A 26,764-nucleotide genomic window follows, 5' to 3' on the forward strand; every position below is an offset into this window, starting at 1 on the left:
CTTGTGCAGCCGGGGGAGGTATAGGCGATTTGTAGTGGTCAACTGATCCCGAACACCAAAAGCATCGTAGATGCTTCACCGCAACCGTCAACAAGGGCATCTTGCTCGCGCCATGGCATAACATGATTTCGTCAAGACGTGTTCTACCGGACGGTTACTTTTTTCGCTTGTAGGAGCTCTCCTCCGGCTTAGCGAAGGATACTCTCAAGCTGCGCAGTTGGCCTGGAGCTATCTGAGAGTGAACAGGAAATAGCAATGATCAAATTCGTACATTTTGTAGACCGCAACGTGATCAGCCAAATCAAGGACCAGAAGCTTTCAGAGGAAGACGAGAGCCTTCTGCGGTCCCTTGATTGTAAGGACAGCCGTATTAGCCCGCTCATTGCATCGTTCGAGGGGCAGGTAGGCGTATTGCAGACAGTCGAGCAGCTCAAGGAGTCGATAGCCAAGGATACGGTTGCGCTTACAGGCTTCTTTAAGCATGCCTATACCGACGACATGGCAAGGATCGCACATGGAGATCATCTTTACGCAATCGTTGATCGCCAACAGAATCGCTGGAATACCTATGCCGAGTTTGTAGGCTTTGCCCAGCGCAGGTTGTTCCAACCGATTGGCAGAGACAAGTTCAAGGCGTACAGCGTGAATTGATCGCTGAAGCGAGCCGGCTCGGAGTCTCCGTCGAAAGTATCTACTTTATTTGCGCACTCGCCTGTCTTTACCGTCAGGAGGATGCCCATGAGATTCTCAAACCATCCCTGAAAAAAGGCGGCACGCCAAACCGCGTCCACAATGCGATGCAGGATCTGGCCTCAATTGGGCTCTACCATACGGTATCGATGATGCTCGGTCTGGAATCGCGGGGAATTCAGAACAATGACATCACGTTTGACGGGTGGGTGAGGCGATTTATGTCTCTTACTAATGCGCGCCCTGGCGGGATGCTGCTTACAACCGAAATGGTCAGCCGAACGGATCTCGATATTAGCCATGACCTTTTCCCGGAAGCCTCGGAGGAGAGTTCGCAGCTATCTGTGATCTGCTCCGTCCCCCGGCACCAGTGAGTTATGCACCACCTGGATATATGTCGCGGTTTCGGGCAAAGCTCAACTTTCCTCCGCAAAACCGCTGAATCACTCAAGCGGATACAATGTTACTCGCGCCGAACTGCCGGCGAGGCCCTCTGCCGACGCGGTGCTCTACATCCCAGGTTGGACGTGGCGCCTTCAGTACGGTGTGTCACCGCGTCTCACGCATCGAGCCTTGATTCCTATTCATCAATAAGAAGTCGCTTCAATGAACCAACAAACCGAAAATGACGTTAAAGCCATTCGGCATGAGTTGCAGGGTGGAGAGGAGGATTTGGCGTACAACCGTCCCAGATCATTGAAATATTATGTTCGGGATATCCATCACCAGCTTGGAGGATGGCTTTCCCACCAAGGCTATGCTGAGGACAGGCGCCGCTATGAGCTCAGTTGGGCGCTTGGGTTGGTTGGAGCTATCGGCGTTTTGCTCGCGATCACTCGTTCTGCCAATAGCGACATCGAGTGGGTGAGTGAGCACACTGTCGCATTTCGTCTGTGGGCCGTGGTCTTTTGCACGATCTTCATCGGCGTATCCTTTGAGCGATCAGCCGTCATCCGGTCTCTATGGAGCTTCGCGAGCACCAAGTTTCTAGTCTCCGTCATCCTTTCAGGTGTGGTGCTGTATTCAAGAGGGAACGCCGCAGCCTACGTGAATAGTGTCTTTCATGTGGATGCATCGGCACTGCCGATCACGCTCGTGTTCACAACCGGGCTACTCATCATCAAGCTTGTGCTCCCGTTCGTGCTCATCGCCGCTCTACTGCTTTCCTTGGCTCATGGATTCATCAGCGCAGGCTGGATCAAAGGCAAGCTGGCAGGTGAGGCGCCTCACGAACCACCTTTATATTCGGTTCTCGCCGTGCTCGTTTCTGGGGTGATCTTATATTTTGGTTGGGGCTGGTCCCACGACCAGATTGCAGACTCCAGAGTGCCGGAGAAAGTCTACCTGATGGCGAATGCCCTGGATTTCAGTTACTCCCATGAGTGCGGCAACATAGCGCCTGACAGGCCAGTGGTTTTCCTGGGTGCGGCTCAAGAGGCTGTTTTGGTAGCGCCCTACAAGCTTTCCAGCTTCGACTTCGCTGAGTTCTTCGAGAAAACGGTCTCCGTGCCCACCAACTTCAATCGTTTGCGCTGCGAATACAAATCCGAGCCTGTAGCCGAGGGGCCTGAATTTGATTAGACACGCTTAATGCCCGCTGCCGACTAGCGGGCATCCGCGATTCTGCTTCGGCGATTAACACAAACAGCACTGGAGATTGAAAGCTGAATGTCCGGGATCGAGAAGGTGACTTTGCCGGACGCTTACTTTGCTCCTAAAGTCGATAGCGACTGACACAAATCCCTCACGACCCAGCCGAGGAAACGAGTCCAATAGTCGCCAACGCGTAAGGAGATGAAACCTTTCATTGGCTACCTAGACCACTGCCATACTGGAGTCCGCCAGAAATCACCATTCGCGATCACTTTTTCACCCTTTGTCATTGGGGGCAAAACTGGGGGCATCTCTCGTGTTTTACAACCAAAAAACACCGCCCTAGAGCCCAGTCAAAATGTTTTTTGGCGATCCTGCGAGTCTTTAGGCGTTGTCGGGCAGGCTGTTTAGCTGATCATTTCTGCCTTTCCACAAACCATGGAGTTCCATTCACTTCCGGTAGATTGCTACATTGGGGGCACATCTGAGGGCATACGTTGGATGGTTTGAAAAGGATGCCCCCAGCCTGAAGTCCAACAGTTCCCTTCTAGAAAAGTCACCCGTTGTTGTTCCCACACCGCGGTGTGAAGGTAGGCCGATGAGATGCTCTCCTCTGCCAAAGTGCGTGAGCAACCGAGTGATACCTCCTGTGCAATTAATATTTCAAGTGTAAGTCGCCAAGCTGAATTCAGGTATTACTCCGACGCTTTTCAAAACGCTGCCAAAAGTCGGCTGCTCACTCCAGGGGGCCAGCAGACTTTACCAGACCTCTAGTTGGACAAAGGCTGCTAACGGTAAAGAGCAAAAATTCAGTAGGCGCAGTTCCTTGTCTGCCTCGCTGCGATATCAGACACACAGGCAGTCGTGGTCTGACAGCCGCTCTCAGCAATTTTCCGTCGTACGTGAATGGTTGCTTTCGGTTAGTCTTGTCGACTAGGAGCAGGGGAACAAGATGCAATAGGACGCCTGCATTGGATTGTCGTCAAGGAAGTCAACCTTAGCATGCACATCACTTTTGGCCTTTTCTTGGATACCCGTCAGGGTCCGTCCCCGACGAACTTCTTCAACACCCCGATAGTGGGCCGCCTCGGATTCCTGTCCCTGCTGGAGACCTACCTTGGTCTAAGCGCGCCAGAAGCGTCCAAGGCCAAACGCGTGACCATCTACTCTGGCCTGCTGCGCATCCATGACAACAACTCGCGCTTCTACAGTGAGTCCCTGAAGGCCGACAGTATTGGTACGGCTGCGCGCCTACTGGCCTGGCGTGACGAGTGGCGGCTTGGCGGTTGGGACGGGAGCGCGAATCCAGAGCATACTTCGCGAATCCAGGAGCTTGCCGCCATTGAAAAGGCAGCTCTCGAAACGCTGCCGCCCGGAGAGGCCGAGCGCTTGCACCTGGTGATACAGGCTCTGAGTGCGTCCGGCCCCGGCCCCATCAAGTCAGTTCACCTGGTTGACCCGCCCGAGGACTTCCCGCTTCTCTGGCGGCAGGTGCTCGAGCGCCTGCCAGCGGTCGAAGTCCGACTTCCCGAGCCACAGGGAGAAGGCCAACTCCGTGCGTTGCAAGAGCAAGCCCTAACCGTTCTGGCTGGACGCTCTGCGGGCAATCTGACCGTGCAGACCGACAGGAGTGTCTTGCTAGTGCACGCTCTCGCGGCCACGACCGCCGAACACTGGTTGAGCGCACAACACTCGCACCAGCCCGGCGACCGGCTGATCCTGGCTGAGGATGCTGGCGACTCGCTAGATGTGTCGCTGTCTGCGACCGGCGGGGTCAACTGCGGGTTCGAACGCCCTAGTCAGCTTCGCCCAGCCCTACAGGCACTAATCCTTGCCTTGGAAATGTGCTGGGAACCAATAGACATGAACCGACTGCTGGATTTCCTGACGCACCCAGTTGGCCCATTCAGTCGTCCTGCGAGAGGCAGGCTCGCTCGTGCTGTCGCCAAGCAGCCTGGAATTGGGAGCGAAGCCTGGACGGCGGCTAAGGCCAAGATCGCAGCGGGTGACGATGCCCAGGAAATAGCAGATGAAATTACCTTCTGGCTGGAGTCAGAGCGCTGGTCACGCACCGATGGAGTGCCGGTCGATGCACTGATTGCTCGCGTCGCCCGGATGAAGGAGGCTATGCGGCTTCGCCTTTCAGGTGAATCCGCTGATGCGGCGAGCTTCACGGCAGCGCATAGCCAATGTGCGGCCGTCCATGAAGCATTGATCGAGCTGGCTCGGCAAGGGTTGGCCACGGTGCTGCCTCGGCAAGTCGAGCAGTTGGTCGCCCACGCCACGCCCGCCGGGGCAACCAACCCCGCTGCGGTTTCCCATGTCGGCTGCATGCGCTCGACCAGCACGGCAGCCGCGTGCATCGAAGCCGCTGATGAAGTGATCTGGTGGATGCCATCTACGCCTGCCCTGCCCTCACCTCTGCCTTGGTCTCCTGCCGAGGTGAGTGCTCTGACTCAATTAGGTGTGCAGTTGCGAGACCCGGCGCGTGAGCTTGTATCGTTAGCACTGAAGTGGCTGCGGCCACTACTTGCTGCGAGAAAAAGATTCATCATCGTCTACCCTCCCCCCGGTTCAGAAGTACATCCGATTCGCCAGCTTCTTAAGAAGCTCGTACCGGATATCGAGTCCGCTTCGCTTGACCTGGACATTGCACTCGACTCCACACTTCTCGGGGTAACTGCCGAGGTGCTTGCACGTCAGTCGCTGCCCGCTATTCCACGACACATCCAACTCCCTCATCCCGTGCAGCTCGGCGACGCCTCACAGTCGTTTACTACGCTCAACGAGCTCTTCAATGACGCGGCCCTATTCGTTTTGAAACGAGTGGCGAAGCTAGATCCTACTTCAGTCCTGGGGGTGGATGAGGGCAACCGCCTGCTGGGCATCCTCGCTCATCGGGTGCTCGAGAAACTCTTCGCGCACAACGATGCCCTGAGTTGGTCAAACGCCGATGCCATTGCCTGGTTCCGCGCCGAAGCCGACTCGCTCTTGCTGACTGAAGGCGCTGTACTACTCATGCAGGGCGCGGGGGTAACGCAGCAACACTTCCGGAAGGTTTGCGAACGAGCCATAGGTAGTCTCCTCGATCACCTCAGGCTCGCAGGTGCCATTCAGGTTCAGACTGAGGTGGAGTTCAGAGGAACCTTGGGAGCAGTTCCGCTGATCGGCAAAATTGATCTCTTGGTCACGCTTGGTGACAAGCGAACTGTCGCCGTGGACATAAAGTGGAGAGGCGATACCTACTACGCCGGGCTGCTTCGCTCTGGTGAGCACCTACAGTTGGCGCTCTATTCCAGCCTCATAGAGCAAACAAGCGGTGTCGCACCCGCCGCGCTTGGCTATTTCATCCTGGAAAGCGGGGGACTGTACATCACCGCTGCCTACATTTTCCCAAAAGCGCAAGTCAGAAGACCGCCCGACGGCGTAACCGTCTCCAACCTACTAGACCGTGCCCGCACCACGTGGGAGTGGCGCAAGCAGCAGTTGGATGCGGGGACCATCGAAGTCGTTCCGGAAGATCCGAGTGACGAGTTCCAAGGCCCTGAGGGGACCCTTCCGGTCAACGGTCCAAACAAATGGGACCGAGACCACCTTATCTTGCTGGGAGGCTGGAAATGATGAACAACATAGAATTCATCAGTGCAGGCGCCGGCAGTGGCAAGACCTACAAGCTGACCGAAACACTCGCTCAAGCTCTCGAATCGGGCACAGCGCGCCCTCACGCCATATTGGCCACGACCTTCACCGTGAAGGCCGCTACCGAACTGCGCGAACGCGCCCGCTCCTGGCTGCTTGAAAATGGACGTATCGACCTGGCCACAGCTATCGGCCAGGCCCGCTTGGGCACCGTCAATAGCGTTTGCGGCCAGATGCTCAAGCGGTTCTGCTTTGAGCTGGGCCTGTCTCCCGATCAGACTGTATTGGGCGAAGGTCAATCCAAGAGACTGCTCAAAGCTACACTTGCCGAGTCGATGGAAGCCGACGCTCAAACGGAGCTTGTTCGGCTCACAGAGCGGTTCGGCATCGAGCAGGCGGACTGGTCCAAGACTGTTGAGGCTGTCGTTAAGGCCGCACTCGACAACGATATTGGACCGGAGGAGCTTCGAGTGATGGGTTCCCAGAACGCGGACGCGATGCTCACGAATTGGCCTGCTCCGGCTACGGGGCTGGACCCAACCGAAGCATTGGCGACTGCGCTGGCCGAAGCACACAAGGGGGTAGCGGCATACGTAGAACAGCAGCAAGCTGTCGATGCCAAAGTTGCAGACAACCTATTAAAAGGCCTAGAGGGACTCCAGAAGCTAGATCGACTCTTCCGTGAAGGCCGCTGGTGCTGGCCCGACTGGATCGGCGCAGCCGGATTTTACGCTGGCGCCAAGGTCAGAGATATCGTGGCGCCAGTCAAATCCGCAGCGCAGGTCCACGAGTCTCACCCGGCCTTTCATGCCGAAGTCCGCCAGTACCTTGACCAGATATTCAACCTCGCCGCCGACGTTCTCAATGCCTACGAGCAGGCTAAGAAGGCGCTGGGTGCCGTCGACTTCAGCGACCAAGAGGTGTTGCTGCTACGTGCGTTGAGAACAAAGCCATCTGTTCGGGAAGTCTTGGCGGCAGAACTGGATCTCATCATGGTTGATGAGTTCCAGGACACCAGCCCTCTCCAGCTAGCGCTTTTCATCGAGCTGGCCAAGCTGGCTAAGAAGTCGGTGTGGGTCGGCGACCCCAAGCAGGCTATCTATGGCTTCCGCGGAACTGACGCAAGCCTCATTTCCGGCGTTCTCAACGCCATCAAGGGCTGGGGCGGAATCGTAGGGAAGGCCCTGGACACCTCCAGGCGCTCCAACGAAAGCCTGGTCTCGCTCACTAATGGTCTATTCATCTCTGCGTTCGAGCCTGAGCTGACGCCCGAACAGGTTCGGTTGCAGCCACTGCGCAAGGACATTCCGGACCAGCCCGCGCTGTTGAACTGGAACTTCGAGAGCAGCCGAAACGACTCGGATTACCTATGTCTTGGCCAGGCCATCCGCGAGCTGCTGGAGTCCGGGGTCAAGGTCGAAGACAAGGACACCGAGGAGCTCCGTCCGATTCAGGCCGGGGATATCGGAGTGCTTTGTCGCTACAACGACCAGGTCGAATATTCCGTTACGTCGCTCACCCGCTGGGGCATCCCGTCAGCCAGCCCACGCTCCGGTTTATTGGGAACTGCCGAAGCCATCTATGTCATGGCCTGTCTGAGGCGCATGAACGACCCAACCGACACCGTCGCCACGGCGCTGGTACTAACCCTGGCCGATGGCACTCCGATCGAGACCTGGCTTGCAGACAGGCTGCAATACCTAGCCACCGATGGGGTGAGGTCACACGAGTGGCTGACGAAGGGTGACAGCGCCCATCCGCTACTGGCCCGATTGGAAGAGCTGCGTCCAACGCTAATGGCTTTGACGCCACAGGAAGTACTGCGACTTGCTGCTGCCGAGTCCCAAGTAGTGCGGCGGGTCGGCGAATGGTCCACCTCCCCTCACGAGAGCCGCAATAGGCTGTCCAATGTCGAGGCACTGGTCGAGCTCGGAAAGACTTTCGAGGACGAGTGTGTCGCCGCGAAGCGACCGGCGACCGTCAGCGGCATGCTTCGTTGGCTAGACGAACTCGCCAGCGCAGAGGACGATAACCGGGCCATTTCAGAAGACAACTCGGTCTCAGTCCTCACCTATCACGGGGCCAAGGGGCTGGAGTGGCCAATCGTCGTGCTGACAAGCCTCGATGCGACAGCACGCAGTTCACTTTGGGGCGTGCGCGCGAGGACAGTTGGGGGCTTCGATCCGCAGCAGCCGCTCGCCAACCGCTTCGTACACTGCTGGCTGAAGACCTGGGGCAAGCGGTCCCAGCCCCAAGCCGCACTCAATGCCGAAGCCAGCGTAACTGGCCAAGCCATGCAGGCAGAGGCCTTGGCGGAGAACAAGCGTCTGCTATATGTGGGCCTGACCCGCGCACGTGACATGAACGTCGCACTATCTTTCGTACGCAGGTCAGGGCCGGGCCGCGCCTGGGTCGGCGAGATTAAAGGTGCAGCCGAGCTGTTGTTCGATGACTCAGAAATAATAACGACTTCCGAAGGCAAGCAGCTTTCCAGGCTATCTAAGTCCTGGAACAAGGATGAGTGCTCAACGGAGCCACCTGCCAAAGCCTCCGAGGCTTGCCACTGGTTTACAACTCGTCCGCGCGTGCAGGCCGAACCTTTGTGGCACCGACCGAGTTCTGCTTCGGGCGGTGCATTCACGGTTGTCGAGACCGACGCCGTCGGAGTTCGGCTAAGCCTGGCAGGCAAGCCCGACATGGCATCGCTGGGCACGGCGCTTCACCTGTGTATCGCACGCGCCGTCGTGCTTGGCGGTATTTCTCCCCCTGACGTCGAGGGCATTCTGAAGACCTGGGCCGTGGCTGGTTCTGTAGATAAGGATGCCGTGTGCACCCAGACCTCAGCGTTCCAAGCTTGGATAGCCAAGCGCTGGCCCGACTGTCCCGTTTACGTCGAGGTACCCATCGAAGCAGATGGCCCGAACGGCACTCGTATCAGGGGCCGCATCGATTTGCTGGTGGAGTTGCCAGACGGCTGGATTCTCCTGGACCACAAGTCGAACCCCGGAGGCTCAGCCAGAGACGAGGACCTGGTGGCCGAGCACGGCCCCCAGCTCGAGTCCTACGGTCATGCCCTTCTCAACGCAACCGCCAAGCCCGTGAGCGAGCGATGGCTCTACATGCCGGTCGCTGCACGAGCAGTCCGCCTCTCCTGACGTTTCCCAGAAGCGCACCGGACTTAGTTCAATAGAAGCACGAGGAAAAGCAGAGATGGATGTGAAGTTCCTGTCGGCTTCGCAGACGCAGTCGACACTCATAGCGCTGGTTGAGAACTGCGAGTCGATGCAATGGGCAGTAGCCTGGTCTACCGAGAACGCGGTCTTCGAGGCAGCGATGAAAGACAGCTCGAAGTTCGAGCACTTCGTTGTCGGCACTCATATGTTCCAGACGCAACCCGAGGTGCTTGAGCGGGCTGCAGCGCTAGCGGCCGCAGCCGTCGTTCCTCCTACGGGCGATCTGTTCCACCCGAAGGTCTACCTGTTTCGTAACGGGCAACGCATACGCTGCGTCGTCGGGAGCCCGAATCTCACGAAGGCGGCGATGAGCCGAAACGTCGAGGCGAGCGTGCTGCTTGATGGCTCGCTCGACGATGCAGCGCTAGTAGACCTCAGTCGCTTCGTCGCAGAAGCGTGGAAAGGGGCGGAGGACATCTCTCACGAGTTCCTCTTTCGGTACCGTCACCAGTACGCAGCTAAGACGGCTGCGCGACAGGAACTGATCAAGTTCGCTGACGTTCGGCCACCTTCTAAGCTGAATACCAAGCGAGCGCCACATGACATGAGCTGGGCGGACTACCTCGTGCAGGTCCGAAGCTCATCACACCCGTCTGCGCACCTGTTTAAGGAGCGCTTGGGCGTTCTGACAAAGGCTCGCGCCCTTTTCGCGACTGGCATACCCTACGCGAAGTGGAACAAGGACGACCGCAAGCTGGTTGCCGGCACTCTCGGGCGCAAGAAGTCTCAGCAGCCAGGCGTGGACTACGGGCTTTTCGGGAGCATGGGCGCAAGTGGGACGTTCGCGAACCTGGTCATCGAAGCGCCCACAGGTCTCTCCCACGCCCTCGATTTCATCCCGTTGATGGGCGCGGTCACGCAGGACGACTACGACCGCTACTGCAAAGCGTTCAGAGCAGCCTTCGATCAGGACGGGCGAGTCGGCGGACTACCGACCGCGACTAGGCTCTTGGCGATGAAGCGGCCTGACGCATTCGTGTGCATCGATTCGGCCAACCGAAAGGACTTGTGCGAAAACTTCGGTGTCAGCCCGAGCACAACGAACCTGGAGAACTACTGGCAGCGCATCATTGAGCCGATGCACGGTGATCCGTGGTGGAGACATCCGCAGCCGAGCAATGCGGCTGACGCCGAAATCTGGTTGGGACGCGCAGCGCTTCTGGACGCCATCTACTACACGCCCCGTTGAGCCTGCTGCTCTTCGACTTCCTGCGGACGCAGGACACGTCCATCCCCTCTTGAAACCGCCGAGGTTCACCGATGGTGAAGAAGTCGCTGACTTGGTCATCGTCAAAAAAATCTATATCCTGGCAGTGCAGGCCAAGACCCTATGCCAACGCCTCACCATAAGTGAGGACGAGTGGTTTCTTGTGAATATTAGTCTGCCGGCTCCCACACGGTTGAAAGTCAGCTTGCAGCCTCCGCCGACGTTCAGCTACGGAATCAGGCCGGCAGCAACCAGCCTTCTCCGGTCACTACCGACAAGTCCCCTAACTCTCGCTTTGGGTCGAAAACGGGCGGTTGCGAATGGTTGAATCCACAACCCAAAATGGGCCTTCATCAAAGGCAATTTCCCGTCGCCCACTGAAACACTCATGGAGGAAGCATGCAAATCACATCGCAAGGTGAGGACGACCTGGAACAAGCACTTCGCGAGATACATCAACGAGCTTGCGCGTATGAGGGACCATTGATGCACCAGTTCATGGAGCTGGCCAAGCTCAGCGCGCCAGTCGAGCCTGATGAGCCTCTTGGAGAGGAGCCCCAGAGTGATAGGTTAAGCAGTGGCAACGCGGAACCCGCGAGGCGCAGCGAGACCAAACAACGATTTGAAGAGGCCCTGTCGTTACTGATGGTGCTCGCTTTTCCGGTGAACAGCGGAACCGAGCACGCAGTTCGCTGCGAACTCAACGAGTTGCTCGCACGCGATCAGCAGGTCGAGTCAATGCAGATGCGCGTCGGCAACCGAAAAACCAACCTACGACGTAACCTTGGACGGCGCCCGACGAAGCAGCAAGTTGCGTTACGGGAAGCGTTGCTCAAATTTCTCCCACGAGAGACCAAGGAGGATTTATGAGTACGGCTCCATCATCCCTGGCGACAGGCATCAAGAAAAAAAAAGAAGAACCAACCGGCACCAACTGACCTGGTCAACGCTGTGGGCGCGCTCTTCGATATTGCCGCGAAAGCGCCTGCCCCCCTTCAACTGCAAGCGATGGCTCGCGACAAGCTGTACGAAATGCTGGTTCTAGCTCGTTTACTGAGGGTATTTCGGCGTGCACACCCAAAAGGGTCAATCATTCATCGGCCACCATCCAAAGGAGGTAAGCCGTCAGAGGTGGTCGTGGCTAGCAAACCTGCTCTGGCGGATCGCAAAAGGTTCTCGCACTTTGATCTGCTCGACGCCGCTGGAAAGTTCGTGGGGGAAGCTTGGACCTCGGTCGAGTTTGAGTCGCTGAGTTGGGCGCATAACGGTGGAACTCCGGGCAAGGCGCCCCGCCAGGCCCGACACGAGCTTGACGTCTGTGTACTTGAACCTGGCGCGGGAGAACGTCCGTCTCACTTGCAGGTCTTTGCGGGCATCAGTTGCAAAGACGTGCGCAGCTCCTCGAAGGAGAACGTACGTGAGGCACTGGGGCTGCGGCGCGAGACTGCGTTCCTGCAGCCGCCTATGGTAAGCCTCGCTCCTTGGTTGGTCGCTAAGGTCCCAGCAGAACCGAGTGCACCGATCCTTCTTATCAGTTCCGACGTTGGGGTAAGGAAATACTCATCACCAGTTGACGCCTTGGGCGTCTATGTCCGATTCGTGCGTCGCCCTTGGGAAGCGGAGGCTTAAGTCTTTTGATCAAGCAGCCAAGCCTGTAAATCTAAGCGGCATGCCGTTACCTTGGCCACCACCGATTTTTTGGCGTCGAGCCGCTGCCCTGTTTGTAGTGGTCTAATGAAACCGGGCCCCCATTTAGGTGAGAATGCTCGCCAGATAGAGGTGCCTGATGACCAAACAATGTCGTTCCTTTCCCACTGAATTCAAACACGCGGCAGCAGGCCTCGTACTCGATCAGGCTATAGCCATATCGAAGCCTGCCGTTTGCTTGGAGTTGTCGAGTTCGCGCTGCGTCGCTGGATCAATCAGCTCCAGCAAGAGCACAATGGCGTCCCTCCGCAGAGCAAAGCGCAGATCGCAGAGCAACCAAGCGCTCACCTACTCTTCATCAAAATCGTCCCTATCTTGTTTTTCATGAGCATCCTTATTCAAGTATTGCCAGAGGAGATTCTGCTCAGCTACAAGAACATTACGCTTCACCGACAACTGTAAAAAAACACTCAAAGTCTCAACGCGATAATAAAGACAGCGAACGCCGACATACCAATCAGTGAAGCAAATTCCAAAAAAGACCGCTGATATCACTTTTTACCATCTCCGCCACCTCGCTCAGGGTGGGGGCCTCGAAATTGTATTGCCTTCCTTGATAAAACTTATTGGGCGCGGGAAAAGCACCTCCTCTTCCCGAGGTATAGATCCCACCCACTGAACGATTAAGTCGCAACAACTCAGTGCTTATGTGCTTGCTTTTTTTGGAATTCATAAACACTCCATCAGGAAGCTCGTGCTCGAACCAGCAGATAGTGCGAGAATCATCAACTTTTTGCACTGGGACCCAGTACCAATTTATGGCCCGTTCACCCGACCCTCCCGACACTAGTGCCTCCCTTCTGAAAGGCATTGCGTTCAGGTAAGAAAATTCGCTGGCCACACTCCCAAAGCTGGCATTCACGACTTCAATATACAGATCAGTAGCTCGTGAAAAATGAAAATTTAGATAAGCTTTCACAAGCTCCGGTTTTTCAAACATTTGATCCTCATTATCCCAGTGCGGTAGCCACCACCACTCAATAATTTCGCGACCTGCATCCTGAAGACATCTTAAATCTTCTATCAATGAATTAATCGGAAAGGCAATATCACTATGCTGACGAGCCGGCACAACCTCGTTCGCAAAGGGTCGGAGTTGGTCCAGCAAATAAGCTAGCGAGTCATCCGGAGTGAATTTTCTAAAACCGAGCGATGCCAGATAACGTATCCGGGAAAGCGAACGTTCATTGGCCAGTAAAACTCCGCCTCGAAAATTTCGTTGCCGGACAATCTCGTTAAGCGCACCTTTTATGTTTAGTGCCGCAGCATACCTACCCCCATTCATATTCAAACGTGAGCGCGTCAGATCAACATCATGAACCATGCGATTATCACTTGGCGAGGTCTGCTTTACGCGCAAAGACAAGCCATCTGACGGCGTGATTTTATATGAAAGCTTCGAAGAGCTCGTTGAATCTATATCACCATGTATCGCAACGTCATCGACCGGAACATGCACATACGCAAGGCTAGACCGGAGTTCGTGACTGATATCCGGAAAGTAGCGAACTTGCATGATATCGACACCACTTAACACTTCATTCAAAAACTCTTGAACATTATCCTGATTCGGCTCACCCGCGGCCTTACAGCTTCGCGCCACGTTTATATATTGGCGTAAGGGAAAAGCATCAATTTTTCCCCATAGACGCTTGCGGCAAGCCGACTCATGCACCAGCGAGATGAGCATGACTGGCAATAATGAGTCAGATTGAATATCCAACGTATCAATACTTTCAAGAAATTCTGCCTGAGGCTTCTTCGCTAATGCTCGAGCATGAAGGTAGTCTCCTAGGGCGTCATGTAAAAAGCCTACGCCAGTACCGGTACTCACGATTATTCCAGCATTGTGAAGGTTGTCAAAGCACTCGCTACCCAGGCCGGCGTCGGTGATAAGTTTCAAAGCCTCTATAGCAGTTAATCGGCGCTTCACACTCGAATCTGCGATCAAAAGCATGGCTTCATTTAAATAAATTTTAGTCGTAGGCGTACTCGTAAAGCCTTCACTCAACTGAGTCAGCCAGTGCTCAAACAGCTCCTCCAAACGACTTGGAAAAGTGCTATTGACCATAAAGAAATTTATTATACGACTCAGTAACAAAGGCACTTCACTTAATGCAGTTAGGAATTTTGGCATCCCAAATGCTGGAAACTCTTTCCCCATGGTTTTCACGACCATATTTTTTTGCTCCTGACTGTCCAGCTTTTCCAGCAAAAGGCAGGGAAGTTCTAGCCGGACTGGCATCGAAGAGCGGGAGAAGATAAAAATCTGGCAGTCGGGATAGTCGCGCGTGAACAAGCGGAGTTGAGAATCTACAGACGAACGCAAGGAATAAGGCACATATTCGTAACCATCGCAAACTAATGTTACACCAAATCGCTGCACGGAAAACCTAACGCTGGCTAGCGATATTTGCGCTTGCTTCGCCTTGATACGCTGACAGATAAAGTCCATCACATCGCAATTCGATTGCGCAAACTCGAACAACGGAAAATCAATAGCGCCGACATGTTCAAAATTATAAAAACTTTTCTCTATTGCCTGTTCCACAAGTTGCTTACACAGTACAGTTTTTCCGTACCCAGAAGGTGCAATGATAAGCGCCCCCTTACTATACGACTCCATCAACGATGTTGACAGTACCACGTCTCCAAGCTCCGCTACCAGTCTTCGGGCAATGGCGCGCTGCTTATTCCTAGACAGTTCTGCAAGTTTGTAATCTTTAAAGTTCAGCTCGGCGGAAATTTTTTTGATTTCCAACACCTCGATCTGTCTTATCAGCGACTGCCTGGATAACAGGTGTTCAAGCCGAGGACGTTGCTCAGCTAGACGCATGACATTGGATTCAAATATTAGAGCGCTCTCATGGGTACGCTGAAGTTGCCAAACTTGCAGATCCACTCCGTTTGTTAGAAGTAACACAGGAGTACGTAACGCAACCGCGTATGATTCGGCTTGATCTTTGGCATCCTCCAGATTTTTTTTTGGCGACTTAGCTTCGATGACCAACAGAGAAGTATCACGATTTTTCGGCAAGCCTGCATAGACAACCATATCTGCTTCAAACGACCGCCCCTTCTTAGTCCCCTTAGTTAAAGACACCGGAACTTTCGGCTGAATATCATCTATCTCGTAACCCAATGTCGCGAGCAAAGGAGCAACCAACCGGTGTTCGACATCCGCCTCATTGGCAAAAGGGCCCAGACTTGAGAGGGACTCCCAAAACCTATCGTAGCCACTCACAGTAAAATCAGCATGCATAAAAAAACCTTACAGATCGTGATGCTTCCGAAAGAAATACAGGGTGGGTTGCGCAAATTTTTCAAACATAGCCAGGAGAACCAAGATGAGAGCGAAAAAAATTATAACGGAAGAAAGCTTCGACACACTGCTCTGGCCAGAGCCTAGGCCCGTATTCCTATAGCATATAAGGCTTACGGCAAATTTAACGCTTCCCCCCACCTAGATACGACAATCAGGATTATGAGTTCGCCCTCGCGTTATACACTGGTTATAACCCTGACATCTGAGCCAGACACGTTCTTAATGTAGGAATAACTTGTCCCGAGGACAGCGAGCTGATCAGCGGAGATCTTTGCTGCTGAAATGGCAGGCTGTACGATCACAAATCTGAAAATCATCTCGTGATCGTGACACTTGTTGCGAAGCAGCTCCAAATCTATTGGGTCCCCCTTGAGGATTCTGTCGAACCCTTTCGGCAGCGATTGCTGGTACCGACCCATCAATCGATTAAAGAGTTTTTCCTCGGTGTGCAGCCACTTTACTGATCGTGATGCCTGGCCGCAGACCTCATAGACATCGCTCACACGAGCTCCAGGTCGAGCCTCGCCATCTTTTTGGGGGCAATACTTGCAGTGGTAAAGGTCGACAAAGATTGCGTCCTTGCTCTCTTTGATTGCCACCAAATCCGCAATCTCACCTGCGCCATCATCGTTAAAAATGAAAGCATAGTCGTCCTCGATTCGGCTGTAGGTGAACCCTTGGACGGTGTCCATGTTACGAGTTGCCCTCATGGACTCGCTGTGGATCTGGGTGGTCCGCCAGTCCCAAGCCTCAATCAGCGCTATAGGAAGCTTCAAGTCCAAGCTATTGGGTGTGTAGAACCGGTAATTGCCCTCGACCATCGAACCGTCCACGGCTAGCAGTACTAAAGGGTTCGCATCCAAGTACTGCTCAAACGAGCTCTCTTCAGCGAAAATAATCTTCACCCTAGGGCAGGACACTTTGTAGCTGTCGTTCAGTAACCGTATCGTGATGCCAGGAAGCTGACACTCCGTGCCATCTGCTGCTATGGCGATGACGGGCACTTCTAGTGTCAGATCGTCGGTCCGCTGAGGTTTGCCAAGCTCGACATCAAGCAGGTTGAAGATCTCACCACTGAACGTCAGCGAAATTTTCTGCTCGTTTTCGATCGCAATGGACTCAGGCCAATCAGCATAGAAGAGTCCCGTTGGCCAGGCTCCCTCAATCTTCTCCGAACGAATCACATCCTTGAGCACTTCAGAAGGATTGATCGTGGCATCGTTGAGTTTCCGTGAGGCGCGCTTGCACCACTCAATCCAGTAAATGATGCTGGAAGAGTTCATCTCCCAGATCTTCCCTTTGTGAGAGCAGCCAACGGTGGTGCGCTGTCCATCTTCATAGCCCGTTGCGAAGATGTTGGACTTTTTCGCCGTGCCGTTCTCGATTTCACTGATGACGGTATTGATGTCCCGCCCGACGTGCATCGTGAATCTCAGATCCTTGCGTGTCCTGGACAGCCCCACGTTCTGCAGCTTCATGAGCTTGATGTCGTGTAGGGTTCGGAAGGTAGGCTCACCGTTGATTCGCCTGGCATCCTTTGCAATCAAATTCAAAAAACGCGTCGCTTGCGACTCATCACCAGAGGAGTGAATGAAGAGCGTCTTGTCGGGCGCGTGGTAGTACGCCAAGTACAGAATCCAGTTCGTGTCCACAATCGCCGAGGTCTGAGCCCATCCGACGGGTGTTTCTCGTCGGGTCACCATGATGATGGTGTCTGAATCGTCGTTGATAGAAAGGAACTGCAGCGGTTCTTTCTTCTGCGAGAAGTGATTCGCTTTCTCTGGCCGCCAATGGTCGCGCTCCACATGGTAGGCGATCGCACTGATCTTGGGGTTTGGGTTCAACCCGAAGATCTCCTCGGAGTCGGCATCATCCGGGAACTGTTCAGTGAACGTCTCTTTTTCGATTTCGCGGGCGATCTTGTCTTGGCTCACATCTCGAATCACGGCGCTCCAGTCGGCACTTTCCTTGTAAAGCACTGCCATCTGGTAATCGACTTTCTGGTTGGCAATGTTTGAGACGAATTTGGCGTCGCCTAGCGTGTCATCAACCCGGGTTAGCCGACCGATGAACTGTAGCGTGACGGCCGGACTGCGATGCTGGTCGTGAATAGCCGCGATTTTCAGCTCTGGCAGGTCGAAGCCTTCGCCGAGCATGTCCACGCAGACGATGATCTTGTACTTCTTCTCGACAATTTCACCCAGCAGCTTGACCCGATTCGGCACCTTGCTGTGGATCAGAATGGGTGAGAGGTCTTCATGCTTTTTGTAGAGCTCAAACAGGGCTTCAGCACGTTTTTGCGATCGTGCGCGTACCATCAGTAGGTGGTTAAAGCCTTGCTCTCGATCGCCTCGCAACAACTCTACCGCCTTATCAGCAACCACTTGGTCAGCCAACTCGAGATTGTATTCGCGCACGGGGTGAAATTCGATCGATTTGAAGTAGCCATCGATCTGCGCATCCTTCAACGGGTAGTTGTAGATAATCTTGCCTTCAAGGGGCTGATTGTCCTCCCTGAAAGGCGTAGCAGTGAACTGCAGGCATGGCTTCTCTTTAAACGCGGTTTTCACCCGCCCCCATGTCATGGCGGCCACATGATGTGTTTCATCGATGATCAGGTGGCTGCAGAGCTCAGCCAAGGCTTGGAGGGACTCTGTGTCGAATCGCTGCAATGCTTGCGGGGTAGCGACAATTACATTCGCCTCGGCAAGCTGTTGGACATCTTCAGCCGACATTCCTGAGCCGATCGCCCTAACCACAGGGTTAAGTACTGTGGCAGAAACAGCACCGATTTCCCGAAGTTTTTTCAGCCCGAGGCATTTTTCGACAAGCTGGGAACGCAAGGCATCTGACGGGACGAGCACCAATGTCCTTGCCAACCGCCCTGCGATAAGCAGACCAAGCATGGTATCGGTCTTGCCGGTACCCGTTGGCATCACGATCGTTGCCGTCGTGGCCGGAGACATCACCAGGTGGCCCAGTGAAGCGTATAGGGCGGCAAGCTGAGGCTTACGCAAGCCCGGCGTATTGGTATCCCGCACTGCCAGGTTGAAGTTGAAGAGGTGTTGCTGCCAGCTTTGATAAACGTCTAAGTACTTCCCTGTAGCATCGGACATTGCATTCACCAAATTGAATGTGAAAATCAGCGCTGATCATTCAGTGGCCACATGCTATCAGTGAACATCATCTCAGGTGTACCCTGAAAAGCAATGCTCAAACGCGCCACGCCCTCTCCCTTCACCAACCGACAATCGACGCCAAACAGTCCAATCTGACCGAAAGCCATCCGAATCCATCTTGGTCTATGTAAGAAGTCGCCATTCGCGATCACTCGTAAAACTGATGCAATTGGGGGCAAAACTGGGGGCATATCTGATATTTTTCTGCCTGAAAATATCGCCCTAGAGCCAAGTCAAAATGTTTTTTGGCGATCCGGAAAGCCTGTAACAGAACTCCACCGAGTTTCGAAAAACGTTTAATACGACTGCACCGCAACGCGGTCCTATTTACACAGGTGTTGAGTGGCCTTAACAGCTTCAGTCGTTGAAACAGTCATGGCGCACTCAACAACGGATTACGCTCTCGACCTCGCAAAATCCTAGGCTAGAGCTCTGATTTCTTCAGACTAAAACCTGTGTGGCATCACACCCTCCACTCCTCTGTAAGGCTCAAACCAATTCGGCTAAAGATGCCGGATTGAAGCCCTTCAGCTCCGCGTAATCGCCATTTTCCACTTTGGCGACCCAATCCTTGTCACTCAGCAGAACACGTCCTACGGCGATCAGATCAAACTCTTCGCGCTCCATACGCTCGACGAGCCGATCCAGGCTCGCAGGGGTTGAGCCCTGGCCGGCGAATGCGTGAGTAACGTCATTGTCCAGCCCGACCGAGCCAACGCTAATGGTTGTCGCTCCAGTGACTTTCTTCGCCCAGCCCGCGCAGTTCAGCCCGTTCTCACCATCAATTTCGGGAAACTCAGGGTCCCAGAAACGTCGCTGCGAACAGTGCAGAACATCAACACCCGCCTCAACCAACGGTAGCAGCCACGCTTCCATTAATGCTGGGGTCTCGGCGAGGCGCACTCCAAAGTCCTGCTGTTTCCACTGGCTGACGCGCATGATGATAGGGAATTCGGGCCCAACGGCATGACGAACGGCAGACACAATCTCAGCGGCAAAGCGCGAGCGCTCTTTGATCGTCGGTCCGCCATAACGATCGGTGCGCTGATTGGTGCCGGCCCAGAAGAACTGATCGATCAAATAACCATGAGCCCCATGGATCTCGACGGTGTCGAAACCCAGTCGTTTAGCATCCGCTGCTGCCTTGGCAAAAGCAGCAACTGCGTCTGCAATATCCTCTTCACTCATTGCCACACCGCGCGGGACGTTTGGCGAGTCGAGGCCAGATGGGCTTTCAACCGGCGCATCAGGCTCCCAGCCGCTGACGTCACGCACAGCACCGGTGTGCCAGAGTTGCGGCCCCATACGGCCACCCGCGTTGTGAACAGAATCAATCACGTTCTTCCATCCAGCTAACGCTGCTTCACCGTGGAAAAAAGGAATGCCGGAACCGTTACGTGAAGCGGGACGATCAACGGCGGTCCCTTCTGACAAGATCAACCCGACCCGCCCCTCAGCCCGCCGCCGGTAGTAGGCGGCGCTCCCGTCACCGGGGATGCCCTCCGGCGAAAATTGCCTCGTCATCGGCGACATGACAATCCGGTTTTTCAGTTCAAGCGATCGGATGGAAAAAGGACGAAATAAGATGCTGGTATCAGGGTTTGACATTGGATGGACTCCGTTTGCTTTTGGAAGCCATATAAGTATATTTTGTAAACCAGATGTCAATTAGGCACTTAGAGTCGCCTAGGTATACATGAGGAAACTTCGATGCTGGAATTAAAGCCGCAATGTTTTTCGTCGGAGTGCCCAAGCCGGGCGCTGTTCGACCAGATCGCAGATAAGTGGTCAATGATGGTTCTGGCGGTGCTGGATGATGGCCCGCACCGTTTTAATGCCATCAAGCGTCGCCTGGAGGGCGTCACTCAGAAGGCACTGACACAGTGCCTGCGGCGGCTGGAGCGAAATGGTCTCGTCTCGCGCAAGGTCATTTCGTTCTCGCCCGTGGCAGTCCAGTATGAGATCACCCAACTGGGTCGAACACTGCAGCAGCCATTTCGCGAATTGCATAAATGGACGCTCGACAAATTGCCTGAAGTTGAAGCGGCCCGGTTGAAGTTTGACGAGGCTGCGGAGGTCAACCTACCAACGCCACATTAAGTGCCTAATTGACTCTAGGTTTATCTGCAACCGCCTGATCAAGTTGGTGATTGGGTCGCTTAATTAGTCGAGCCGCCCACCATTCTCCCGTGCGTGCTTGATGTCTCTCGAGGGTGGAGCTCCGAAACGCCGGGCATATTCGCGACTGAATTGAGCGACACTTTCATAGCCGACCCGCAAGGCGGCCGTGTTCACATCGAGCCTATCGGTCAACATCAGGCTGCGCGCGGCTTGCAGTCGTAACGATTTTTGATACTGGATGGGGCTGGTGCCTGTCAGCTTGCGAAACCGGTGATGCAGGGTAGAGCTGGCCATTCCTGATCGTTCGGCGAGGTCGGCTACGTGCAGCGGCTTGTCGTAGTGATATTTTAGCCATTCAATGGCTCTCACGATGCCCTTGTCTCGGTAACCCTCGCGAGTGACGCTGCGCAACAAATTCCCCGCCTCACTGAGCAGCAGCCTACCGTATATTTCCCGCTTGATAAGGCCGGACATCAAGCCTGCTTCAAGCGGCCGGTCGATCAGCGTGGAGAGTCGAGCGAACGCATCGAGCATCTCACTCGTCGCCACACCGGATACGAAGCCCCGCGCCTCAGTAGTCATTTCCTGCTTTGGCGGTTCCAGGGTCAGGATCACCTCGTTGAGCATGGCAAAATCGAGCTTCAACACAATTGATAAATAAGGGATTTGCTCGGTAGCCGCGGTAACGCGAGCCAGTGTGGGTATATCGACCGAAGTGACAAAAAACGCCCCTTGCTCAAACTCACAGGCTTGCTCGCCGAACGCGATCTCCTTTGCGCCCTGCAGAATGATGGCCACGCAAGGCTCATAAATGCAGTACTTGGGCGTACCTAGTTCGGCCACTCGATAAAAGGCCAAGCCTGGAATCGACGTTGTGCAAACCTCGTTCAACCCAATCTGCAGAGTGACTTTTTCGATAAGCCGCCTGAGTGCCTGGAGGCGTTCGTTGGGCTGAGCGGGTTCGTGCACGCTTGGCGAATGCACATGGCTGAAACGGAACTGCGAGAAGGAACCGCTCGTCATCACATGCGCCCCTATATACGGAATGCTCGAGTTTGCTGAGAGTGCGTGACCAGCACAAGTGCATCGGCAGGATTGTGCAAAAGATACGGCGCATTAGGGTCACCCGGCCAACCCTCGTTGTTCTAATTTCTATTACGAATGCTGGCTTCGATGAGCCCGTGAACCCTCAGTCGTGAAAGGAATGCTGGATGGACAGACGAGATTTTCTTACCTATTCGGCGGCGGGTGCTGTTGCAGCCGCTTTGCTGCCAGCATCGAGTGTCGCAAGTTCACTGGCTACAGCCCCAGCGCCCTCTTCGCTGACAGAACGCGGAAGCGTGATGCCTACGCAAGGGCGGCTCGTGCGCACAGACCTGCCCCTCAATTTGCCCTCGCTTGCCATGAGATACATGACGCCTCAACGCTTTGGTATGGGCGGGACGCAGATTGGCAATATCTTTGCGCCGATCAGCGACGAGCAGGCGGGTTTGGTTCTGCAGGCTGCTTGGGAGGCGGGTGTAAGGCTTTACGACACGTCGCCGTTCTACGGGTTTGGCTTGAGTGAATATCGTCTAGGCCGCTTCCTGCACGACAAAAATCCAGACGATTATGTGGTCTCTACCAAGGTCGGACGCGTATTGACGGCCGCTGGTGGCCTACGTGCGGACCATGCTATCTGGAAGTCGCCGGCGCCCTTCAACTATCGATATGACTACACCGCAGCAGGCACGCGCCGCTCCGTGGAAGACAGCCTGCAGCGTCTGGGGTTACCCCGTATCGATATCGTCTTTATCCATGACCTCTCGCCAGATAACACTGAGCTGGAGAGCGGATGGGAAGCGGCGTATCAAATTGCCCGCACTGGGGCGATGGTTGAGCTTGAAAAGATGCGTAATGAAGGGCTCATCAAGGCATGGGGCTTCGGCGTCAATACACCAAACGCCGTGGTTCAGGCCCTGACCAGTAATGACCCGACGCCCGACATCGTGTTGCTTGCCTGCCAGTACTCCCTCCTCGACCACAGCGATGCGTTGCGCAACACCTTTCCGGCATTGAGAAGTAAGGGCACCAGTGTCGTGGTGGGAACACCTCTGAATGATGGATTTCTGGGAGGGCGCAGCCGATATAACTTCAGCCTGGATCTACCTGCCGGAGCGGTAGAAAAACGCGCGCGGATCATGGCGATTGCCAGCCGACATGGTATCGACATTCATACTGCCGCCCTGCAATTCGCGGCGGCACATCCGCAAGTGTCCGCGATCATCCCGGGGGCGCGTTCGCCGGGGCAGGTAGTTTCCAATGTACAAGCGATGAAGGTCGGTATACCGGCAGCCTTCTGGGAGGAGCTCAAGAGCCAGAGCTTGATCGATGCTCAAGCACCGGTTCCTTCCTGAGGAGTGGCCACGCCCGTGCTACCTGCTGAATAAGAACATTAGCCTAAGGTCGTAATAAATGAAGATGCGAACGTCTCTTATGTTTTTCGGCGGCCTGCTTGCGCTCTCCAGCAGTGGTCATTTACTCGCGGACACACTTGCGCTTAGCGTTCCGTTGCCTGATCCACTCCCACAGCTGAACGTTCTGACACTTCTGGTAGGTATACACCTGCTCGGTATGTGCTTCGGTCTTGGCGGGGCGACGATGCTGGACCTCTGGATCTTGCGGTGGATGCGCAGGGGCAGCCTCCCCGTTGAAATCGGCCGCAACTTTCACTTCATCAGCGACGCGGTCACTGCTGGGTTATGCCTCCTGTGGCTTTCAGGCCTTGGTTTCCTGGCCCTTTACGCGATGGAGTCGCCGGAAAAGTTGGAAAACCCCAAACTCTGGGCGAAGGTCATTGTGGTGATCGTCCTGACCATCAATGGAATAATCATCCACGCATTTGTGTTGCCAGCAGCCCTACGCGACTTGAGTCGCCCCCTGCTCTTTGGAGTCTCCCGCAGCAGAGCCGCCTTATTTCTCGCATCCGGTGCAGTTTCGGGTGTGTCTTGGTACACCGCTTTTGCCTTCGGCATTTTCCGTGAGTTAAACAATACCGTCACATTCACCCTGCTGGTCATCATGTGGCTTACGCTGGTACTAGCCGCCTCTCTCGCCGCAATTCTGCTCTGGTTAAACTCTGCAGCAGGCGCAAGAAAACTTCCTTCGCTCAGCCCTCCGACTTAAAAATAAAGAGTCTCTGTGCATGTTCTCCAAGTTCGTATTCGATTTTGTCGTCGGGGCCAGCACGAGCCTGGCCGCGACATGCCTTCATGGGAATCGGCTCGCCGAAAGAATCAGGCGTTCACATCCACGACGGTGCGCCCGCGAACCTTCCCTTCCAGCACCCGACCGGCGATTGCCGGAACTTCAGCCAGGCCCACGACTTGGGTGGTGCGGGCAAGCTTGTCCACGTCAAGGTCACGCGCCAGTCGTGACCATGCTTGCACGCGGGCACTCTGGGGCGCATTGACAGAGTCGATACCGGCCAGGGTTACGTTACGCAGGATGAACGGCAGCACCGACCCCGGCAGATCTGCCCCCTGGGCCAAACCGAAGGCGGCGACAACCCCTCGGTATTGGGTCTGTGCCAACGCATTGACCAGGGTATGACTACCGACAGAATCGATAACGCCCGCCCAGCGTTCCTTGCCGATCGGGGCGCCTGCCTCGGACAGGGTCCGACGATCGATGACCTGTGCCGCACCGAGCTCGTGCAGGTAGTCGGCTTCCTCTTGCCGCCCGGTCGAGGCGATCACGCGATACCCCAGGCCCGACAACAGCGCGATCGCCACCGAGCCGGCACCGCCACTGGCGCCAGTCACCAGGATATCGCCGCGCTCGGGGCTCAGGCCGCCATGCTCCAACGCCAGCACGCTGAGCATTGCCGTGTAGCCCGCAGTGCCGATGGCCATGGCTTGCTGGGTTGAAAATGCCTTTGGGACCTTCACCAGCCAGTCGCCACTCACCCGTGCTTTCTGCGCGAAGCCACCATGGTGGGTCTGGCTCAGCCCCCAACCGTTGACCAGCACTCGGTCGCCGGCCGCGAAACCGGGATTGCTGGAGGTCTCGACGATACCGGCGAAATCAATGCCTGGGATCAACGGAAACTGACGAATGACCGGCGAACGGCCGCTCAGGGCCAAGGCATCCTTGTAGTTGACGGTCGAGTACTCGATCACTACGGTCACGTCGCCTGGCATCAGGTCCTCGTCCTTGAAGTCGACCAGGTGTGTCGCGATGGCATCGCCGGGTTTGGTGGTGAGCAAAGCCTTGAATGTCATTGTTTTTCTCCGGTTCGGATGAGCGGGTTATCCGAACCCGCTTGTAGATGCATCAGGCAAACTGGTCAGTGTGCCTTTTGAACATCGAGCTGCAGCGACATACGGATGTCTGCATCCAGCATTCGCTCCGGAGCAAAGCATCGCATGAATTGCATCCGGTTGGCGCTGATGGAGGGTTGAGCGGCATCCTCTGCTTGTGAAGAAGATGCCCTCCCATCTAGAACCAGGTTTCCATCTGTATGCCGTATTGCCACACGCCGCCTGCGTTGAAGTCAGACTTGCCGAAGGAATCGGAGGTGCTGTATCTGTCCAGATCCGAGGACCAGTTCATGACGCTGGCGAACACGCGCAGCTCGGGGCGTGTGAGAAGGTCTCCAAAATCAGGTTTGAAGGTCGGGGCGACCGTGAACTTCCAGAAGTTGCCGTCGACTGCATTGCGTTGCAGGTAGCCCTTGGGATCGAGGTCCATGGTTTGCCAGCTCATCTCGTAGGCCATCTCGAAATTGCTGTTGATTTCATTGGCCAGGCGCACGTTCAGTGTCATCCAGCGGTAGTCGTCGCCCTTGACGTACCGGTCCTTGCTCTGTTCGGCCAGTAAACTGGGACCGATGCGCCAGCCGGGGGCGATGGGCGTCTCACCATAGAGCGCCAGACGCAAAGCACGGGCGTCGTCGATCAGTTCGCCGTCCGAGCCGATGTTCTTGACCTCTGCCCCCAGGCCTTGCCCATAGAGCAACGCCGTTTTGAAGAAGCCTTCCCTGCCGAAAAAGTTCTTCTGGTGATTGGCCACCATGCTGTGCAGGCCGGAGTCCGCAGGTGTCAGGCCCGCCTCATTGTTGCGGGGGCCGATGTCGTTCTCTTTAGCGCCAATGGCGTTGAACATCCACTGCCACTGCCCATTGTCGAAGAACTGGTTGGAGGTCAGGATGTAGCTTTCAACATCGGCATTGACGCCGCCGTCACTGAACTCCCCGTAATTTCGCCCGATCAATGAGTAATTCGAGCGCCAGTTCTTGTTCATCTGCACGTCGTAGATGCCACCGCCGGTGCCAGCCAGGTAGATGACGTCCGAGTCCAGCCAGTGGATATCGAAATTGTCCCGGTCAAACCGCTTGCCTGCCCAGAGAGTGGAATTCTCAAACACCGAGTTCCCCTTGAACGCCGCGATGTGATCCAGTTCGGTAAACACCTGGCGCACGTTCAGGTTGCTTTCGTCGGCCGTCCAGTCGTTGGAGCTTTCTACGCCATCGGCAATGGACACGGTGAATTTTGAGCGGGTGCCGTTCTGCGCGTATTGCTCTTTCGACAGGTCGATCCGCATATAGGTGTCGTCCTCGTTCCCGAGTCGCCCCACGGCACCGCCGACGGAACCGGCCGGGGTGGTATAAGGGCCGCCACGACCACCACCCAGACCGTCATTGACCAGCAACCCCGAGCGGGCGTACCCCTTGAAGCTGAATCCGTCTGTGAGGGATGCGCCACTGTCTTGTTTTTCCAGGCTTTGTTGCCGGGCTTCGAGTTTTGCCAGCCGCGTGTCCAGCGTCGGCGTGGCAACGTTTGCAGTGGATGCCACCGGTTGGAGCGCGGGAGCGGCGAGTTTGAGTTGTTGCAGTTCCCTGGCCAGGGCCTGGGTTTGCTGTTCGGCAGCCGCGGCGCGTTTTTCCGCGGCGCTGGCACGGGCCTCGAACGCAGCCATGCGTTCTTCCAGCGTCGCAGCGTGAGAGGTGGCCGCCGCGGTGCCGAGCACGCCTGCGAGAAGCCAGCTTGATGCTTTCTGCATGTGGATTTCCCTGTTTGTTTTTATTTTT

The 26,764-nt window shown here is 55.4% G+C and carries 16 protein-coding genes and 1 pseudogene; 11 read left to right on the forward strand and 6 right to left on the reverse strand.

All coding sequences use genetic code 11. The annotated features are described in order from the left end of the window. The first annotated feature begins 255 nt into the window (after positions 1–255). From GSM73_RS12690 to GSM73_RS12725, 8 genes and pseudogenes are all read left to right on the forward strand, one after another. Positions 256–651: a hypothetical protein gene (locus GSM73_RS12690; protein WP_160892770.1), complete on the forward strand. Its 396-nt coding sequence runs from the start codon at positions 256–258 to the stop codon at positions 649–651. Then, positions 648–1,064 (forward strand): hypothetical protein, encoded by a 417-nt coding sequence (locus GSM73_RS12695; protein ID WP_160892772.1) that lies wholly within the window; start codon positions 648–650, stop codon positions 1,062–1,064. The genes GSM73_RS12690 and GSM73_RS12695 overlap by 4 nt, the downstream gene beginning before the upstream one ends. A 232-nt stretch (positions 1,065–1,296) precedes the next feature. Beyond that, on the forward strand, positions 1,297–2,271 hold the full coding sequence (locus GSM73_RS12700) for a hypothetical protein (protein ID WP_160892774.1): 975 nt from the start codon (positions 1,297–1,299) through the stop codon (positions 2,269–2,271). 1,014 nt (positions 2,272–3,285) lie between these two features. Next, the gene (locus tag GSM73_RS12705; RefSeq protein ID WP_160892776.1) at positions 3,286–5,904 is read left to right on the forward strand and encodes a PD-(D/E)XK nuclease family protein; all 2,619 of its coding nucleotides are present in this window, start codon (positions 3,286–3,288) and stop codon (positions 5,902–5,904) included. Beyond that, positions 5,901–9,077 (forward strand): exodeoxyribonuclease V subunit beta, encoded by a 3,177-nt coding sequence (locus tag GSM73_RS12710; RefSeq protein ID WP_160892778.1) that lies wholly within the window; start codon positions 5,901–5,903, stop codon positions 9,075–9,077. Before GSM73_RS12705 ends, GSM73_RS12710 begins: the two co-directional genes overlap by 4 nt. A 55-nt stretch (positions 9,078–9,132) precedes the next feature. Further along, positions 9,133–10,344, forward strand: coding sequence for a phospholipase D family protein (locus tag GSM73_RS12715; protein ID WP_160892780.1), 1,212 nt, complete (start codon positions 9,133–9,135; stop codon positions 10,342–10,344). 417 nt (positions 10,345–10,761) lie between these two features. Then, positions 10,762–11,232 carry a hypothetical protein gene (locus GSM73_RS12720; protein WP_160892782.1) on the forward strand — a complete coding sequence of 157 codons (471 nt, stop codon included), beginning with the start codon at positions 10,762–10,764 and terminating at the stop codon, positions 11,230–11,232. Positions 11,233–12,148: 916 nt separating this feature from the next. After that, a pseudogene (locus GSM73_RS12725) lies at positions 12,149–12,405 on the forward strand (transposase); the annotation flags it as partial. 121 nt (positions 12,406–12,526) lie between these two features. Here the strand turns inward: GSM73_RS12725 and GSM73_RS12730 are convergent. The 3 genes from GSM73_RS12730 to GSM73_RS12740 all read right to left on the reverse strand — a co-directional run bounded on the left by GSM73_RS12730 (position 12,527) and on the right by GSM73_RS12740 (position 20,181). Continuing rightward, on the reverse strand, positions 12,527–15,331 hold the full coding sequence (locus GSM73_RS12730) for a type I restriction enzyme HsdR N-terminal domain-containing protein (RefSeq protein ID WP_160892784.1): 2,805 nt from the start codon (positions 15,329–15,331) through the stop codon (positions 12,527–12,529). Between the two features lie 239 nt (positions 15,332–15,570). Beyond that, positions 15,571–18,510, reverse strand: coding sequence for a DEAD/DEAH box helicase (locus GSM73_RS12735; protein WP_160892786.1), 2,940 nt, complete (start codon positions 18,508–18,510; stop codon positions 15,571–15,573). A gap of 552 nt (positions 18,511–19,062) precedes the next feature. Then, entirely contained in the window at positions 19,063–20,181 is a 1,119-nt protein-coding gene (locus GSM73_RS12740; protein ID WP_160892788.1) for an NADH:flavin oxidoreductase, read from the reverse strand. Positions 20,182–20,283: 102 nt separating this feature from the next. On the opposite strand from GSM73_RS12740, the gene GSM73_RS12745 reads away from it, so the two are divergent. Continuing rightward, complete coding sequence (locus GSM73_RS12745) at positions 20,284–20,673, forward strand: helix-turn-helix domain-containing protein (RefSeq protein ID WP_160892790.1); 390 nt, start codon at positions 20,284–20,286, stop codon at positions 20,671–20,673. 63 nt (positions 20,674–20,736) lie between these two features. Here the strand turns inward: GSM73_RS12745 and GSM73_RS12750 are convergent, their stop codons facing one another. After that, the gene (locus GSM73_RS12750) at positions 20,737–21,717 is read right to left on the reverse strand and encodes an AraC family transcriptional regulator (protein WP_160892792.1); all 981 of its coding nucleotides are present in this window, start codon (positions 21,715–21,717) and stop codon (positions 20,737–20,739) included. A 188-nt stretch (positions 21,718–21,905) separates the two neighbouring features. On the opposite strand from GSM73_RS12750, the gene GSM73_RS12755 reads away from it, so the two are divergent. Together GSM73_RS12755 and GSM73_RS12760 are read left to right on the forward strand one after the other, a co-directional pair. Then, positions 21,906–23,090, forward strand: a complete 1,185-nt coding sequence (locus tag GSM73_RS12755) for an aldo/keto reductase (protein WP_160892794.1) — start codon at positions 21,906–21,908, stop codon at positions 23,088–23,090. Between the two features lie 58 nt (positions 23,091–23,148). Continuing rightward, entirely contained in the window at positions 23,149–23,859 is a 711-nt protein-coding gene (locus GSM73_RS12760; protein ID WP_178129672.1) for a hypothetical protein, read from the forward strand. Positions 23,860–23,969: 110 nt separating this feature from the next. Here the strand turns inward: GSM73_RS12760 and GSM73_RS12765 are convergent, their stop codons facing one another. Both GSM73_RS12765 and GSM73_RS12770 read right to left on the reverse strand, forming a co-directional pair. After that, positions 23,970–24,956 (reverse strand): MDR family oxidoreductase, encoded by a 987-nt coding sequence (locus tag GSM73_RS12765; protein ID WP_160892796.1) that lies wholly within the window; start codon positions 24,954–24,956, stop codon positions 23,970–23,972. A gap of 217 nt (positions 24,957–25,173) precedes the next feature. Next, positions 25,174–26,736 carry a carbohydrate porin gene (locus tag GSM73_RS12770; protein ID WP_160892798.1) on the reverse strand — a complete coding sequence of 521 codons (1,563 nt, stop codon included), beginning with the start codon at positions 26,734–26,736 and terminating at the stop codon, positions 25,174–25,176. Positions 26,737–26,764 lie beyond the last annotated feature (28 nt).

The sequence above is a fragment of the Pseudomonas sp. PICF6 genome (genome assembly GCF_009831705.1).
In the GTDB taxonomy this organism is placed as follows: Bacteria; Pseudomonadota; Gammaproteobacteria; order Pseudomonadales; family Pseudomonadaceae; genus Aquipseudomonas; species Aquipseudomonas rhizophila.